Here is a 16,223-nt window from a genome sequence, read left to right as displayed (position 1 = left end):
TAAGGAAGCCTAAGGGACAAAAGAATGATAGCGTACAAATGCAGATCGATTTTAACCAAACCTAATTCATGAAATTGGATGATTCCGCACAATCACTTTAACCCGTCTGAAACCTTGTCTTTGGAAGCCTTTAAAGAAATGGATTACCTTGCTGTAACCCATTACGGACTTCACATTGAACTTATGATGGAAAATGCGGGACTTCAGTTGGCTCGTTTAATTGCAGAAAAAGCATCATTTTCTACAAAAATTCGTATCGGCGTAGGCAATGGCAATAATGGGGGTGGAGGTCTTGTGGCTGCTCGTAGATTGAGCGCTTGGGGATTTAAGGTATATCTGGATCTTGCGGTTACTATCACTAAGGCATTGCCTTTGGCACAGTTAAAAAGGGCATTGGCGTTTGGTGCTACCAAAAAAAAAATTAAAAACCCTGATATATGGGTAGATGCCTATTTGGGTTTCTCGCAACGATTGCCTTTAGCACCCGCGTTTTTAAAAGGTATTGATGAAGCTAATGCATGCAAGGCATATCGAATAGCCTTGGATCTTCCAACCGGTATTTCTGAAAATGGCGAGGGGACCTATTTTAAGGCCCATCAAATTTTAACCTTGGCTGCACCAAAAGCCATTCTTAATACGTTACCCTTATCTACTGACATTAGAATTGCCGATCTTGGTATTCCAAAACCCATCTATGATAAATTTCACATAAATATGCCACATTTTTACACGCATCAAATTGTTTCCGGCAATAAAACCAAGCAAAATCCGATTTACATGCAGGGGGATACAATTTAAACGCAAATTATAATTCAGTCAACCTTTTCTTTTATGATAGTTCTATGAAAGATTCAAAAAAATAAAATGGGCAAAAAACTCCTTGGGGCAACCATAATCTGCATTTTATTAGCACAACAAAATTGTGCTCAATTTTCGGATTTGGCAGCCATAAATTTTACGGGGCTCCCCCAAGGAAATTCGGAAGTGGGCTATACACGTCTTAGGGGTCTTTTTAATTATCCTATTCGTCTCAGTAAAGGAAAATATCTTTTTGTGGGTTTAGATTATAGTAAAATAGAACTCTCTTTTAATGAGAATATTACCACCTTTGATATTGATGTATTAGAAGATTTTCAATTACTCGATCTCAGTATTGGGTATTCTTTTAAGTTAAATGAAGATTGGCGTTTTGCAGCCCGCTTTTCTCCTGGTGTGAGTTCTAACTTAGTAAAGCAATTAAATTTAGAAGATGTGGTATTTTCCGGTGATGTCGTTTTTATTAACGATAAAAGAAACGATAATACCATTGCGAGACCTTTTCGGCTTATTCTTGGAGCCTCTTATTCGGGCAATAGAGGGTTTCCATTTCCGTTGCCTTTTATAAGTTACTATCGCAAATTTAGACCCGATTGGTCTTTTAATCTTGGGGTGCCTAAAGCGAACCTACAATACCATTTTTCCAAAAAAAACCGTTTAAAATGGGTCGCTGAATTGGATGGATTTACGTCTAACATTCAAGATAATATACAAATTTCTGATGGCCGAACGGCAGATAAAATTAACATGGCCGTATTAATTTCCGGGCTGCAGTATGAGTACCATTACAACCAACATTTGGAATTTTTCATGAATACCTCGTTCATTTTAAGTAGTAATGCCAGCTTACGAAATAATAGAAATAGAACAGTAGCATCTTTAAGTGACAGCAATAGTGCGTATTTTAGGACAGGAGTCCGATTTAAATTGTAATATCATGTCTCTTTATTCCAAGACCTTTTATAATCGTGATCTTTCTTGGCTCCGGTTTAACCACAGAGTGTTGCAAGAAGCAGCGGATAAAAGGAATCCTTTGTTAGAACGCATCCGTTTTTTGGCCATCTTTTCTTCCAATTTAGACGAGTTTTACAAGGTACGTGTATCGGAAATACGGCAAATTAAGCAGCTGAAAAAGCCATTAAGAAAACGATTGATTTCCAAACCTAAAAAACTATTAAAGGAAATTAAGAAACAAGTAGACCGGCAGCAGCAGTATTTTGGGCGTATTTATAGAAAGGAAATTATACCCGAATTAAAATCTATAGGGATACAAATTATAGGTCATTCAAAATTTAATAAGGCTCAAAAAGCCGAAGCCTTGCAACTTGTAGATCAGTTAGAACGTACCGAATTGAAGTTTAATATAATGCCTATACACAACCCTAAAGTCACCTATGCTCCAGAGAATGAATGCCTTTATTTAACGGCACTTTCTAAGGATCAAAAATTGATTTTGGTAAAAATTCCACACCATATTCCCCGATTTTATACATTTTCAAAAACGTCAGGCAAGCATTGTATTACGTTTATAGACGATATCTTCAAGTATTACCTCACTAAAAAGTTTCAATCTACGCTTTATGCCCTAAAAATTTCTAGAGATGCAGCATTGTACATCGATGATGAATATTCTGGCGATTTAGTTGAGAAAATAAAGGCGGCTTTACCACATCGGGATACCGGACAGATTACCCGAGCGTTGGTGGACAATAAAATGCCCGAGGACCTTTTAAATGCCCTGCAAGAAGTATTGAATATTGATAAAATTGATATCATAAAGGGAGGGCGCTATCATAATTTTAAAGACTTTTTTAAGTTTCCCAACCCCGAGGCCATAGTGCCCGAATATGAAGCATTTACACCACAATTGAAATCGGAATTTACGTCTTTTTCATCCCGATTTAATGCCATAAAAGCCAAAGATCGGTTGTCTTATTTTCCCTATGATGCTTTTGATGATCTACTTTTGATGCTTCATGAAGCGGCCCATGACCCGGCCGTTACTGAAATAAAAATAACACTGTATAGAATTTCTGAGGAATCTGAAGTAGCTAAGACATTGATAACAGCACTGGAAAACGGGAAGAAAGTGTATGCTTTTATGGAGTGCAAAGCACGGTTTGATGAAGAAAATAATTTGAAGTGGGGTACGCTTTTAGAACGTAATGGCGCTACCGTTCAGTATAGCCAGCCCGGCATTAAAGTACATTCCAAAATAATGTACATCCTGCGTAAGGAAAGTAAACAAACCAAGGCCTATGGCTATGTAGGTACAGGGAATTTTAACGAAAAGACGGCTAAAGTGTATACCGATTTTGGACTCTATACTGCCCATAACGGGATTACCTCAGAAATCGATCAGGTTTTTCAGGTGTTACAGGGGAGGCTTCGACACCCCAGCTTGCATCATCTCATTGTCTCTCCGTTTAGTACACGTTCTTCTTTTAGCGCACTCATAAACACCGAGATTAACAATGCGTTAAAAGGAAAGAAGGCCTATATCATTTTAAAATTGAATAGCCTACAAGACGAAAAAATGATACATTTACTCTATAAAGCCAACAATGCCGGTGTAAAAATACGTTTAATTGTTAGGGGAATTTGTTGCTTGGTGCCCGGAATAATCCATCAAAGCGAGCATATAAGGGTAACCAGTATTGTGCATCGGTATTTAGAACACGGGCGTGTCTACGTTTTTGGTAACGGAGGTGATGAAAAAATGTATATGGGATCTGCCGATTTTATGACCCGCAATTTAGATCACCGCATAGAGGTTATAGTACCAATTTTAGACAAAGAGGTGCAATTGCAACTTAAGAAAGCCTTAATGCTTCAAATTAATGAAAAGGTAAAGGCACGTATTATAGACGAGGCGCAAAAAAACACCTATATTGGTCAGGTGCCAAAAGAAGTACCAAACACCTATTTTATGTAAAGAAACCTATTATGAGCGAACAGCGTAATGAAACATTGGGTAGTTCCGATGTAAAAGGAGTTTTAGATCTAGATAAACAGGGATTAAAACTATTGAAGAAGAAACTTAAAAGTATTGATCCCAGATCTGAACGAGGTGTAGAAACTTTTTTTAGATTGGTTTCTAAGAATCAGTATACGCTAAATACAATGATTGATCGGAAATCACATATTTTAATATCGATTAATGCGATTATTCTGTCCATAATTATTGGTACAGTTATGAATCAGCTGGACAAAGATCCGCATCTCATTATACCAGCGGTAATGATTTTAACAACCAATTTAATTTCCATCACCTATGCCATTTTCGCCACCCGACCCGAGTGTAAACACGGAGCCCGAGAAGTAAATAATTTAATGTTCTACGGTAATTTTAACGAACTTTCCGAAGGCGAATACGTAAAGAATATTACCGAACTTATGGATCAAGGCGATGAATTATACAGAACAATAGCCAAGGATACCTATTACTTAGGAAAAACTATAGATGCAAAGTTTCGATTATTGCGCAAATCCTTTACTGTTTTTCTGGTAGGGATAATTTTATCGGTCATTGGTTTTATTGCGTGTCACTTGTTTTTTGGAGGATTGTTTTAGCTAAAACCTGCGCTCTGGGTAAGGTGATTTCAAAATAATATTCTTTGGTAAAAGTGTTGAAAGCCATATTATTGAGTGATAAAAAAGCGGCACTTACGTCCAATTTTTTTAGACCTTGCTTTTGGCTAATATGGAATTTATTATCGTAGGCGCATGAATTCGAGAATTTTCTATGAACCATTTATGCGTTTCCATACCCCCACAAATGACCCCGGCCAGGTAAATGCCCGGAATATTTGTCTCCATAGTATCTGGGTTGTACTGTGGAAGTCGTTTTTCATCCTCAGATAAGGCAATTCCTAAATGCTGTAAAAATTCGAAATTGGGTTTATAACCTGTTAATGCCAAAACAAAATCATTTTGTATAACCACGATACCCTCGGGCGTATTTAGTTTTAGCGTCTGTGGATGTATTTCTTTCACTGTAGCGTTATAATAGGCTTTTATACTGCCTTCCTCAATTCTATTTACAATATCCGGGCGAACCCAATATTTTACCCGTTGCCCTACTTCATTCCCACGAATTACTAGGGTTACTTCGGCGCCTTTTCGCCAACATTCCAAGGCTGCATCTATGGCAGAATTGCTGGCACCAACAACAGCTACTTTTTGATTGGCGTAAAAATGAGGGTTGTCATAATAGTGCGATACTTTGGGAAGGTCTTCACCGGGCACGTTCAATAGATTAGGGATATCATAAAATCCTGTCGCAATAATGATATGAAAAGCCTTATAGTTTTGTTTATCTGTAACGACTTCAAAATGGTCCTGAGACTTGTATATGGAAGTTACCGTTTCAAATAAGTTTATTTGGAGTTTGTTGCCGGTAACAATACGCCTATAGTACTCCAAAGCCTCATCTCGTTTTGGTTTCGCTTCTTTGCTTATAAAGGGGATCTCATCTATTTCTAGTCGTTCCGACGAAGAAAAAAACTGCATATTCGCCGGATAATGGAACAAAGAATTAACAATGGGGCCTTTTTCAATAATCAGATAGCTTAACCCTTTCTTTTTAGCTTCTAGTCCACAAGCAATGCCTATGGGACCTCCGCCCACAATAATTATATCAAATAACTGCATTAGGAAGTAATTTCTGTTAAAGAAGCAATCGTTTGTATGGGGTCTACACTGTTAAAAATAAAACTTCCGGCCACCAATACGTCCGCTCCGGCATCAACCAAAGCTTTGGCATTGGTCTGGGTAACCCCGCCATCTACTTCTATTAAGGTTGTCGTTTTTTGTTGCAAGATCATACTTTTTAAACGCTCAATTTTGCGATAGGTGTTTTCGATAAACGTTTGTCCGCCAAATCCCGGATTAACACTCATAATGAGCACCAAATCGATATCTTTTAGCGTGTCTTGAAGCAGTGTAACAGGCGTATGTGGATTTAGTGCCACGCCCGCTTTCATACCGGCGGCTTTTATGGCTTGGATACTGCGGTGCAGATGGGTACAGGCTTCGTAGTGCACCGTTAAAATGGCCGCTCCGAGAGCCGCAAAAGTGGCAATATATCTATCGGGATCTACAATCATCAAATGTACATCCAACGGTTTGGTGGCATAGGAGTTTATAGCTTTTACCACCGGCATCCCATAGGATATATTAGGCACAAAAACCCCATCCATGATATCAATGTGATGCCAATGGGCCGCGCTTTGGTTCACCATTTCGACATCGCGCTGCAAGTTGCCAAAATCGGCTGCTAAAAGCGAGGGTGCTATTTTAACTTTGTTCATGATTTTCTGCCACGGTTCATTGCTTGCAAAAATAGCAAATTGTCATGGGATAAAAGGGTCAAAAGCGGATTAATACCTGTCGCAATATGGGTTAACTTCGTTAATTGGCGCTTTTTTCCTTGGTGTAAATCTCATGGCTACCATCGCCACCCGATTGCAAATACGCAAAAAGATCGATAATTTCTTGTTCATTGAGTCGATTCAGCAATCCGGGAGGCATAGGGGATACCGGAGAAAGTTCGCGTTTCTCTATGGCATTTTTCGCTAGTTTTACGGCATAACTTTCGTTAAATGGATTGGGCAGCAAGGTGATAGAGTCGCCCACCTCAGATAAAATTCGACCCGCTATTTTAGTGCCGTCTTTTTGATGGAATAGGGTAAATGCATATTGATCCGAAATTTCATCATTGGGGCTATAAATTGCAAACAACAAATCATAACTTCCAAACTTGGTATGGGCTTGGGTTAGATCCGGTCCCGTGGCACCTCCTTCGCCACGTATTCTATGGCATACCACACATAATGCGGCTTGATAAGCCCTTTCTCCATCTGCCACAGTACCTTTATAGGTGTTAAGTTGGCCACCCCAAAGTAGTTTACCCATATCTTCACCACTGTAGTTTTTACCTGGCCCTATGGGTTGCGGCAAATCGGTCAATGAGGTGTTTGGCGCATATACTCCGGACAGTTCCTCAAAATAGGCTCTTTCTTTTTCCGGCACATACGCTATGGACTGCTGCCTCACATTTTCCATAAAAGGTTTAAAGCTTCGACCGCCTTTGGCACCAAGCACATCAAAAAACCAACTAAAGTAAGTTTCTCGTAAGGATTGGGTCCAACCTTTGTCGGCGTGACTCAATAAAACCCCATAAAAAATAGCCTCACTGGGTGGCATTTTGTCTAATACATCGCGTATGGTTTGGCCGTATTGTTCGCTTCTCAACGTAACTTCTTCCGATAAATACTGGTCTTTGTTAGCGGTATTGGCTTTGGTGTGGGCGTCCAATAAGCCCACCAAAATTTCAGTAGTACCTTCGGCTTTAAGAAATTGCATGAGCTGCGCCAGTTCTCTGGTTAATGGAAGCTGGTCGCTCGGAAAATGCGGTTTTAGTTTTTGAATAATAGCAATGCGCTCGGCATTTTGGGGTGCACCCATTCGTATAAAGAGCAGTTGATACGCTCTTGTTAACCCGATTTGTTGCGATGACGAAAGCGATTTCCAATCGAGGGCATTAAGTTTTTTTATGATGGTTGATTGAAGTGCTTTATCCCCTTGGTGGGCAAGGCCAATGGCGGCCTGTATGATCTTTTCGGACTTGGTTTCCTTCAAAAAAAGCGGAAGCCATTCGGCCACCGGTTGATGCTCTAAGGCCACGCGGGAGGCATACTGAATATGTCGATCTTCATGATCCAAATGCTTAAAAGCGAGTGTTACGCCCTCGGGAGAAACCCTACTGTGATATTGCTCAATAGATTTCCGTAGGGCTCGCAAATTTTCGGCTTCTGGGTCAGATGGCGTTTCGGTGGCAGTTGCCGGATCCCCAATATAACGAAGGCGATAAAGATGCGAGTCTAGTCCGCGCCCACCGGTGGCAAAATACAAATGACCATCTGTACCGGCAATCATATCGGTTAGGGGTAGTGGCACGCCAGATAAAAATTCTTCTTTCTTTCCTGTATAGCTACTTCCGGAAGGTTTTAAGTGAATATAATACACGGTTCCAAAACTCCAATCCATTACAAAAAGGCCGTTTTTATACGAACTTGGAAAATTGAGCCGAGCACCCGACAAGACGGCAGTGGGCGATCCTTGCGCCATATTCTGTACCGCCGGAAGATTATCCGGATAGTAATCTGGCCATTTCCCCGATCCCGTGCGCCAGCCAAACTCACCACCACTGCTCACGTGGCAAATACGAGTAGGGCGGTACCATGGCATCCCAATATCCCATTCCATATCCGAATCGTAGGTAAACAATTCTCCGTCTTGATTAAAAGCCAAATCAAAAGGATTTCTAAACCCGGCAGCGATTAACTCCCACTTAGAACCGTCTGGACTAAATTTGCTAATCCAACCTCCCGGTGCTTTAATATCATTGGCATGCCCTCTAGCATCCAAATAAGGCGTAAATAAATTGTCTTCGCCCCAGTTTTTGGGTAATCTGCTGTTGTTTTTTACCTCATCAGGAATCAAGGTATGGTTGCCGGCAATAAAATAAATTTCCGTCCCGTCCGGACTAAGTACAAAACTATGAGGGCCGTGTTCGCCATCGCCTTCCAGTTTCAGAAGCCGTTCAACCTTATCTAACTCCCCATCTTTAGTAGTGTCTGTTAGCCTGTAAATGCCACTGCCATTTTGGTTCTCCAGAGGTTCTTCTGTATCCCAACGTTTGTTTACGGCGACGTATAAACTGTTAAACGCCCATAGCAATCCATGGGCTTCACCGATTTCTAACGCTAAGGGTTTTACCTCTTTTTGGGTAAGCAAAGCTCCTATTTCCTGTATTTTTATGTGATAAATTTTTCCACGCTGATCGCAGGCAAAAATGGTGTTGTCAGGTCCTTCAGCCAATGCTACCCAGGAACCTTGCTCATGTGCACTGGGATGGTACAAATCTTCCAAAATAAAGTTTTCAGGAATTTGGAATGCCACATCGGTTGGTGGCTCTGCAAGTGCCATCTTAGGGTTGTTATTACAGGAACTAACGAGTAGACCGAGTACTAATGCGAAAGGGATAATTTTGATCGTATTCATTATTGCGTTTTGGATTACGCCTAAAGATACTAAAATAGACTATTGCATACGCACACGGTAACAGAGATATTGTTGTATCTTTTACCTAGGGAGCCGATTAAGGATTCCTTTGTACATAACGAAGCCCTTCATACACCACAATAGCCACGGCATTTGCTAAATTTAAACTCCGAATATGTGGGCTGTACAAGGGTATTTTATACAAATTCTCCTTGTTTTGCGTTGTGATTTTGGGTGTTAGCCCTATCGATTCTTTTCCGAATACGAAAAACTGTTCATCTTTAAAATCGATAGACCAATGTGTTTTTTCGGCGCGACTGGAAAAGTAGATCATTTCTTTATCTTGATGGGTGCTAAGAAACTCGTCCAAATTCTCATAAATAAAGAGGCTTAGGTGTGGCCAATAATCTAAACCTGCTCTTTTAAGTCGCCTATCATCCAATTCAAAACCGAAGGGTTTTACCAAATGCAAATGGGAGCCCGATGCCAAACTCAATCTTCCAATATTTCCCGTATTCATTGGTATTTCAGGTTCTACGAGCACAATATTAAAAGCCATATTACGGTTATTTTTTAAATGAAAGAAGGTACAATTGTGTCACTTTTTCTCTAGCCCATTCATTTTTTCGCAAGAATGTGAGACTGGATTTTATAGAAGGATTTGTTTTAAAACAATTGATATTGATCTTTTGGGCAAGTTCCTCCCATGTATATAATGCTACTAAATGCTCTAAAATATGTAAAAGGGTAACGCCATGTAAAGGGTTGTTGGCTTGTTCATCCTGAGGCTTAGGTGCAGTAGTCATACTATTTCGGAAGATACAAATTAATTATAAAACAAGGTAGCAATCATTTTTTTTGAAGTAGTTTTTGTATCGCCATAAAAAAATAATACTCCGACGATGAGTCGGAGTTTATTCGGTAATTTAAGCTTTCACAAAATTTTTTAGTACTTCCAGTTTCTGTTGTCCATGTACGGCTGTTATCACATCCATCCCAAACTGATTTTTAAGTTTTGGCCAGCATATTACAAATCTAACAGAAAAAACGTTCCTAGAAAATGGACATACATTCACCAATAGTGGCAATAGTTTTAACCCTGCACCGCTGCTTTTATTCTGGCCATAGCTTCCCTTAGTTCTTTCTCAGAGGCAGCATACGAAATACGGATACAATTATCGCTTCCAAAGGCCTCTCCTGTTACTGTGGCTACGTTGGCGTGTTCCAGTAAATAAATAGAGAAATCGGATGCATTGTTTATACGAACGCCATTTATCATCTTTCCAAAGAAACTGGAAATATCCGGAAACACGTAAAAAGCGCCTTCCGGAACATTGAGTTTAAACCCATCAATTTCTCCCAATAATTGTAATACAATATCCCGTCTTTTATGAAATTCATCAATCATAAATTTTATGGAAGAAACAGGTGCTTCTAAGGCGGTAATAGTGGCTCTTTGCGCAATGGCATTGGCTCCACTCGTTATTTGTCCCTGAAATTTAGTACAGGCGTCTGCAATCCATTTGGGCGCTCCTATATACCCAATACGCCAACCGGTCATGGCAAAGGCTTTAGATACCCCATTTACGGTAATTGTCCTATCGTACATACCATCAATTTCTGCAATGCTTACATGCCCACCTACAAAATTAATATGCTCGTATATTTCGTCGGAAACGACAAAAATCTGCGGATGTTTTTTTAGAACAGCGGCCAAGGCTTCTAATTCTGTTCGACTGTAGACCGATCCCGTAGGGTTGCAGGGGGAACTAAACCAAATCATTTTGGTTTTTGGGGTAATTGCTTGCTCCAGTTGTTCCGGGGTCATTTTAAAATCGGCCTCAATGCTTGTCGGTACCTCTACGGGCACGCCATCGGCCAGTTTTACAATATCGCTGTAGCTTACCCAGTAAGGTGCAGGTAAAATTACTTCATCGCCATGGTTTAGCATCACCATAGCTACATTGGCCAGTGATTGTTTGGCTCCCGTAGAAACCACAATCTGATTTAAGGCATAGGTAAGGTTATTATCTCTCTTAAATTTATGGGCTATCGCTTGTTTTAAATCGCCATAGCCATCTACGGGTGAGTAGCTGCTGTAGTTGTCGTCTATAGCTTGCTTTGCGGCGGTTTTAATGAATTCGGGAATGTTAAAATCGGGCTCGCCTAAGCTTAGCCCAATGATATCTTTTCCTTGACTTTTTAATTCTCTTGTTTTTGCGGCCATAGCTAAGGTGGCCGATGTAGACATGGTGTTAATTCTATCGGATAAATATTCCTTCATGAGTTGCGTATAATTTACTGTAACTGGAGATTGGGCTTTTGTCCCAATGCTTTTAAATGTTTAAAGTGCGAAATTATAGCTTTTCTTGTAGTTTTATATTCATTGTAGGGCAAATTAAATTCTTTTGCCGTCTCTTTCACAATTTTGGAAATTTTTGTGTAATGTATATGGCTTATGTTGGGAAAGATATGATGCTCTACCTGATGGTTTAATCCTCCAGTAAACCAATTAACAATGCGGTTTTTAGTTCCAAAGTTAACCGTAGTAAACAATTGGTGAATGGCCCAGGTATTTTTCATGGAACCATGTTGATCAGGGAGAGGCGTTTCGGCTGCATCAACAATATGCGCCAATTGAAAAACAACGCTTAAAATAACGCCTGCTACATAGTGCATAATAAAAAAGCCAAGGAGTACTTTCCACCAAGCAATTTCTACAAGAAGCAGCGGAAGCACAATCCAAATGGTGATGTAGAGTAATTTGGTGATGACCAGCGTACTCCAATTTATTGCCGGGCTGGGCAATTTTCCGTAGCTCAGCTTACGTTTCATGTAGCGATACATCTGCTGAAAATCCGTTGTAATAGCCCAATTGAATGTTAAAAGCCCATATAGAAATACAGAATAAAAATGTTGAAACTTATGGTATTTTTTCCACTCGGCATGCTTTGAAAAACGTAGTATTCTACCTGCTTCCATATCCTCGTCATGATCGTGTATATTGGTGTAAGTATGGTGCAGTACATTGTGTTGCACTTGCCAGTTGTACACGTTTCCCGCCAAAATATAGATGCTTCCACCCATAATTTTGTTCAACCATTTTTTGTTGGAATACGAACCGTGATTGCCATCGTGCATTACATTCATCCCTACACCGGCCATACCCACACCCATAATAATGGTCAATAACAAATTAGCCCAATTGGGAAGGTTTAGTGTAAGAATTAAAAAGTAGGGCGTTAAAAAAAGCGCAAACATGACAATGGTTTTTAAATGCAAGCGCCAGTTGCCTGTTTTTTTTAAATTATTCTCTTTAAAATAGTCATTTACTCTATTGTTAAGAGTTTTGAAGAATTCTCCGGAATCTTTTCTGGAAAATCGAATTAACATTTTGTTCATAATAACTAAATCTTTACGTAAAGATAACGGATTTTTTAAAGTTTTAGGTATAATATCTTCATAAAACAGGATATTTGTGTTCTCGTTTTAATCCTTTTTTATATGGATAGCCAAATTATTTTTAAGTATTTTCCACATCTAACAGATCTTCAAAAACAACAATTTGATCAATTAAAATACGTATATCAAGATTGGAATCTAAAGATTAATGTAGTCTCTAGGAAGGATATTGATGAACTCTATTTGCGGCATGTGCTGCATTCTCTGGGTATTGCAAAAGTGATTCAATTTGAAGCAGGTTCTTCGGTACTCGATGTGGGTACCGGTGGTGGATTTCCCGGTATTCCTTTGGCCATTCTATTTCCCGACGTATCGTTTACGCTAATTGATGCGGTTGGAAAAAAAATAAAAGTAGTTCAGGAGGTGGTGTCCGGTCTAGGACTTACCAATGTGGAATGCCACAATGTGAGGGTAGAAACCATGACCACGCAATACGATTTTGTGGTGAGTAGGGCAGTGGCTGCCATGCCTACTTTTGTGCATTGGGTGAAAGATCGCATAAAAAAGAAATCTATGCACGAACAGCGAAATGGTATTTTTTACCTTAAGGGAGGCGATTTGGAAGAAGAACTCAAAGAATATAAAACGGTTCAGATTTATAATCTTTCTGATTTTTTTGAAGAGGAATTTTTTGAAACTAAAAAAGTAGTCTATCTGCCCCTAAAGTATAGAGGGTAACCTACAGACTTAACATGGAGTAGTATGATTCTCTACACCTTTTGGCGTAATTTTTTACAAAATTGGCTACCTTGGTGAAAATTGAAAATATATTTTTTTCTCCCTGATTTTTGCTGGTGCGTTCGCTCATCATCTTCTCCTTAATTTTAAATTGATGCTAAAGGTAAAATAATTTACGGTTATTTTACAATTAATTAACGTAAACTTTACATTAAAATTGCGTTTGAGGGTCAATTAATCTCCTTTTTTTTTGTGGCAGGTATAATACGAACGCTTCGCCCCATGCCACGGATTTTGCTTACCGTTTTTCATTTAATGGGCTCGTCAGCTTGCTTCGATTTCGTTCGCTTTTACGGCGCTTTGGCTATATGGTAGATGAAAAGTTTATAATTACCCCCATCCGTAAGGCAATAAATGTTTAAACTAAGTTTAATGATGGTATGGAAATAGGGATAAAAAACAACTATTTTGGACTCAATAATCCATTCTCGCTACACGTTTATCCTTTTATTAGGGTAAGAAGATTAGGGTAATAAAAACGTTGGAATAGACCATTTCTAAGTGCGCATAAACATCGTTGAACTCCGAATAACGGCTAATTATTACATCGTTAAAACGATTTAGGTACCTTGTAATTTATATATAGCCCGTGGTGTAAATCATCTATAAATATGTAATTCCCTTTGTTTATTTTGACTTAATTCCTTCAATTTTTGCTCTGACTTAAAGGGTAAATCGAAGAAACCTTCATTACTTCCTTCAGGACCGAGGCAATTAATGAAGATTTTAGTATCAAATAAGTACTAAAAAATTAAAATTAATAACCGCTCGTATAAGCACAACTTCGGGCAATTACAAACTAAGCTTTCCGCTGTGTGGAAAGGTCGAAAATTGGCGTGAATTCCGATTAGGAATTCCACCGTAATCTCCGTTACACATTGTGGTGCTACGTTTTTATTTTATTTATATAATCCGCAAGTGTTTTCATTCCGATTGCGTAAGAGTTTGTCGTTCCGTTTGATTTCAGAATCCAGTCAAAATTGTCAATCCATTTTTTGCAAACATTCTCAAATGTTTTCCCTTTTGCCCAACTCGGATTGTAAGATGCTTTATTTTCACTTTTCCAGTCGCCAATTATGTTCTGAAGTTTTTTGTCCAACTGTCCGAAATAATTGTCAAATAAAATCCATAGAATTCCGCCAGCTTGAATCAAATATTCCCATTCGGTTTCACTAAAATCTAAATTCCGCTTTTTCCTCTTTTTAGCTTTATACCGCTCAAAGTCATTTTTGAGATTTTCCGACATTGAATTCAGATTTATACTCAAGTCATTCAGTTCGATATTTACATTCTTGATTCGGATCATTTTAAATGTTGAACAACCGGTTAGTAATGAATCGTTCTATGGAATAATTTCTTTAAATATGGGTTCCCTGACAAGATTTTAATGGTATTGCTTGTAATGGTCTAACTTGCCCAAACTAAAAGTACCACCCAAAATTATTGCCTTTTTTGGTCTTCTATATTTTGTTTACAACGCTTAATTACCCCAAAAACGGATATCGATAATCCTCTGGGGTAACAAAAGTTTCTTTGATTAGCCGAGGCGAAACCCATCGCAACAAATTTTGCATAGAACCTGCCTTGTCGTTGGTGCCCGATGCCCGAGCACCACCAAAGGGTTGCTGTCCAACCACGGCACCCGTAGGCTTGTCGTTGATATAAAAGTTGCCGGCGCAATTCTGAAGTGCCTTGGTGGCTTCTTCAATCGCATACCGATCTTGAGACAGTACTGCACCCGTAAGAGCATACTCCGACGTTTCGTCTATTAATTGTAAGGTTTCGGCCCATTGTACATCTTCGTACACGTAAACGGTAACCACGGGACCAAACAATTCGGTTACCATGGTGGTGTATTTCGGATTTGTGGTTAGGATTACCGTGGGTTCAATGAAATATCCTGTCGATTTGTCATAAGTACCACCGGCAATAATTTCTGCATCAGCATCGTTTTTCGCCTGATCGATATAGGCGGTCAATTTATCAAACGTGGCCTCATGGATCACCGCTGTGATGAAGTTGCGCATATCTTCGGGCGATCCCGGCTTGTTGAACGAAGCCAGATCGGTCTTCACAAAATTAAGAATAGGTTGTGCCAAAGATTTAGGAAGGTAAACTCTGGAAGCTGCGCTGCATTTTTGTCCTTGAAATTCGAAGGCACCCCTAACGATGGCTGTTGCCACCTGTTTACTGTTTGCTGTGGGGTGGGCTACGATAAAATCCTTTCCGCCGGTTTCTCCCACTATGCGGGGATAGGTCTTATAGCGGTTTATATTTTGGCCTATTTGCTTCCATAGTGTTTTAAATACATGAGTAGAGCCCGTAAAATGCAAACCGGAGAAATCGGGACTGTCTAGTATGATATCCGAAATCATTACAGGATCACCGTAAACGACATTGATTACGCCATCCGGAAGACCGGCTTCCTTAAATACATCGACAATCACTTTAGCGGAAAATATTTGACTGTCGCTGGGTTTCCACACCACTACATTTCCCATCATGGCTGCACTGGCAGGTAAATTTCCGGCAATCGCCGTAAAATTAAAGGGCGTAATGGCATAAACAAAACCTTCAAGGGGTCGGTATTCTACACGATTCCAAATACCCTCGGCAGATTCGGGTTGTTCACCGTAAATCTGTGCCATAAAAGTGACATTAAAGCGAAGAAAATCTATCAATTCGCAAGCCGCATCAATTTCCGCTTGGTGAATGGTTTTGGATTGGGCTAACATGGTCGCTGCATTTATTTTTGCCCGGTACGGTCCGGCAATCAGTGCAGCAGCCTTTAAAAAAATGGCAGCCCTTTGTTCCCAAGCCATGGCGGCCCAGGCTTTTCTAGCACCAAGGCTGTTGGCTATGGCCTGGCTAACGTGTACTTTATCTGCTAAGTGATATGTACCCAAACTATGTTGGTGGTCATGAGGAGGCGAAATGGTCTTCGTAGTTCCGGTACGTACTTCTTCGGAACCAATATAAAGTGGCACATCTACTGTTTCGGCATAATATTTTTTATATGCCTCAAGCACGGCCTTTCTTTCAGGTGAGCCCGGCGCATAATTTTTAATTGGTTCGTTGATTGCTTCAGGAACTTCGAAAAAACCTTTTCCCATGATAAACTATATTTAGAGTTCCTTCAA

Annotated in this window: 14 protein-coding genes; 5 read left to right on the top strand and 9 right to left on the bottom strand. The window is 39.7% G+C overall.

The annotated features are described in order from the left end of the window. The first annotated feature begins 78 nt into the window (after positions 1-78). From U1E44_RS11510 to U1E44_RS11495, 4 genes are all read left to right on the top strand, one after another. Complete coding sequence (locus U1E44_RS11510) at positions 79-798, top strand: NAD(P)H-hydrate epimerase (protein ID WP_322931239.1); 720 nt, start codon at positions 79-81, stop codon at positions 796-798. A 66-nt stretch (positions 799-864) separates the two neighbouring features. After that, positions 865-1,749 (top strand): DUF6268 family outer membrane beta-barrel protein, encoded by an 885-nt coding sequence (locus U1E44_RS11505; protein WP_322931238.1) that lies wholly within the window; start codon positions 865-867, stop codon positions 1,747-1,749. A 4-nt stretch (positions 1,750-1,753) separates the two neighbouring features. Continuing rightward, positions 1,754-3,751, top strand: a complete 1,998-nt coding sequence (ppk1, locus tag U1E44_RS11500; RefSeq protein WP_322931237.1) for a polyphosphate kinase 1 — start codon at positions 1,754-1,756, stop codon at positions 3,749-3,751. Between the two features lie 11 nt (positions 3,752-3,762). Then, positions 3,763-4,389, top strand: coding sequence for a Pycsar system effector family protein (locus U1E44_RS11495; protein ID WP_322931236.1), 627 nt, complete (start codon positions 3,763-3,765; stop codon positions 4,387-4,389). A gap of 108 nt (positions 4,390-4,497) precedes the next feature. Here U1E44_RS11495 and U1E44_RS11490 read toward each other — a convergent pair whose 3' ends face one another. From U1E44_RS11490 to U1E44_RS11460, 7 genes are all read right to left on the bottom strand, one after another. Continuing rightward, complete coding sequence (locus tag U1E44_RS11490) at positions 4,498-5,469, bottom strand: YpdA family putative bacillithiol disulfide reductase (protein WP_322931235.1); 972 nt, start codon at positions 5,467-5,469, stop codon at positions 4,498-4,500. After that, on the bottom strand, positions 5,469-6,128 hold the full coding sequence (gene rpe / locus U1E44_RS11485) for a ribulose-phosphate 3-epimerase (RefSeq protein WP_322931234.1): 660 nt from the start codon (positions 6,126-6,128) through the stop codon (positions 5,469-5,471). The genes U1E44_RS11490 and rpe overlap by 1 nt, the downstream gene beginning before the upstream one ends. 100 nt (positions 6,129-6,228) lie before the next feature. Then, positions 6,229-8,883: a c-type cytochrome gene (locus U1E44_RS11480; RefSeq protein WP_322931233.1), complete on the bottom strand. Its 2,655-nt coding sequence runs from the start codon at positions 8,881-8,883 to the stop codon at positions 6,229-6,231. Positions 8,884-8,980: 97 nt separating this feature from the next. Further along, positions 8,981-9,442, bottom strand: coding sequence for a tRNA (cytidine(34)-2'-O)-methyltransferase (locus U1E44_RS11475; RefSeq protein ID WP_322931232.1), 462 nt, complete (start codon positions 9,440-9,442; stop codon positions 8,981-8,983). Positions 9,443-9,449: 7 nt separating this feature from the next. Then, positions 9,450-9,689, bottom strand: coding sequence for a VF530 family protein (locus U1E44_RS11470; RefSeq protein ID WP_322931231.1), 240 nt, complete (start codon positions 9,687-9,689; stop codon positions 9,450-9,452). 287 nt (positions 9,690-9,976) lie between these two features. Further along, the gene (locus tag U1E44_RS11465; RefSeq protein WP_322931230.1) at positions 9,977-11,167 is read right to left on the bottom strand and encodes a pyridoxal phosphate-dependent aminotransferase; all 1,191 of its coding nucleotides are present in this window, start codon (positions 11,165-11,167) and stop codon (positions 9,977-9,979) included. Positions 11,168-11,181: 14 nt separating this feature from the next. Further along, complete coding sequence (locus U1E44_RS11460) at positions 11,182-12,285, bottom strand: fatty acid desaturase family protein (protein WP_322931229.1); 1,104 nt, start codon at positions 12,283-12,285, stop codon at positions 11,182-11,184. 102 nt (positions 12,286-12,387) lie between these two features. On the opposite strand from U1E44_RS11460, the gene rsmG reads away from it, so the two are divergent. Then, positions 12,388-13,023 carry a 16S rRNA (guanine(527)-N(7))-methyltransferase RsmG gene (gene rsmG, locus U1E44_RS11455; protein ID WP_322931228.1) on the top strand — a complete coding sequence of 212 codons (636 nt, stop codon included), beginning with the start codon at positions 12,388-12,390 and terminating at the stop codon, positions 13,021-13,023. 946 nt (positions 13,024-13,969) lie between these two features. Here the strand turns inward: rsmG and U1E44_RS11450 are convergent. Both U1E44_RS11450 and pruA read right to left on the bottom strand, forming a co-directional pair. After that, complete coding sequence (locus U1E44_RS11450; RefSeq protein WP_322931227.1) at positions 13,970-14,329, bottom strand: hypothetical protein; 360 nt, start codon at positions 14,327-14,329, stop codon at positions 13,970-13,972. A gap of 238 nt (positions 14,330-14,567) precedes the next feature. Next, positions 14,568-16,196, bottom strand: coding sequence for an L-glutamate gamma-semialdehyde dehydrogenase (gene pruA, locus U1E44_RS11445; protein WP_322931226.1), 1,629 nt, complete (start codon positions 16,194-16,196; stop codon positions 14,568-14,570). Between the last annotated feature and the right edge of the window lie 27 nt (positions 16,197-16,223).

Source organism: Aurantibrevibacter litoralis, assembly GCF_034651555.1.
Classification (GTDB): domain Bacteria; phylum Bacteroidota; class Bacteroidia; order Flavobacteriales; family Flavobacteriaceae; genus Aurantibrevibacter; species Aurantibrevibacter litoralis.
The sequence above is the reverse complement of the archived record's forward strand: the minus strand, read 5'-3'. Positions and strand labels throughout refer to the sequence as shown.

Coding starts and splice junctions, on each gene's coding strand:
- U1E44_RS11475 (WP_322931232.1), bottom strand. CDS start 9,442: ATGGCTTTTAATATTGTGCTCGTAGAACCTGAAATACCAATGAATACG.
- U1E44_RS11480 (WP_322931233.1), bottom strand. CDS start 8,883: ATGAATACGATCAAAATTATCCCTTTCGCATTAGTACTCGGTCTACTC.
- U1E44_RS11465 (WP_322931230.1), bottom strand. CDS start 11,167: ATGAAGGAATATTTATCCGATAGAATTAACACCATGTCTACATCGGCC.
- rpe (WP_322931234.1), bottom strand. CDS start 6,128: ATGAACAAAGTTAAAATAGCACCCTCGCTTTTAGCAGCCGATTTTGGC.
- U1E44_RS11450 (WP_322931227.1), bottom strand. CDS start 14,329: ATGTCGGAAAATCTCAAAAATGACTTTGAGCGGTATAAAGCTAAAAAG.
- ppk1 (WP_322931237.1), top strand. CDS start 1,754: ATGTCTCTTTATTCCAAGACCTTTTATAATCGTGATCTTTCTTGGCTC.
- U1E44_RS11470 (WP_322931231.1), bottom strand. CDS start 9,689: ATGACTACTGCACCTAAGCCTCAGGATGAACAAGCCAACAACCCTTTA.
- U1E44_RS11460 (WP_322931229.1), bottom strand. CDS start 12,285: ATGAACAAAATGTTAATTCGATTTTCCAGAAAAGATTCCGGAGAATTC.
- U1E44_RS11505 (WP_322931238.1), top strand. CDS start 865: ATGGGCAAAAAACTCCTTGGGGCAACCATAATCTGCATTTTATTAGCA.
- U1E44_RS11490 (WP_322931235.1), bottom strand. CDS start 5,469: ATGCAGTTATTTGATATAATTATTGTGGGCGGAGGTCCCATAGGCATT.
- U1E44_RS11510 (WP_322931239.1), top strand. CDS start 79: ATGATTCCGCACAATCACTTTAACCCGTCTGAAACCTTGTCTTTGGAA.
- U1E44_RS11495 (WP_322931236.1), top strand. CDS start 3,763: ATGAGCGAACAGCGTAATGAAACATTGGGTAGTTCCGATGTAAAAGGA.
- pruA (WP_322931226.1), bottom strand. CDS start 16,196: ATGGGAAAAGGTTTTTTCGAAGTTCCTGAAGCAATCAACGAACCAATT.
- rsmG (WP_322931228.1), top strand. CDS start 12,388: ATGGATAGCCAAATTATTTTTAAGTATTTTCCACATCTAACAGATCTT.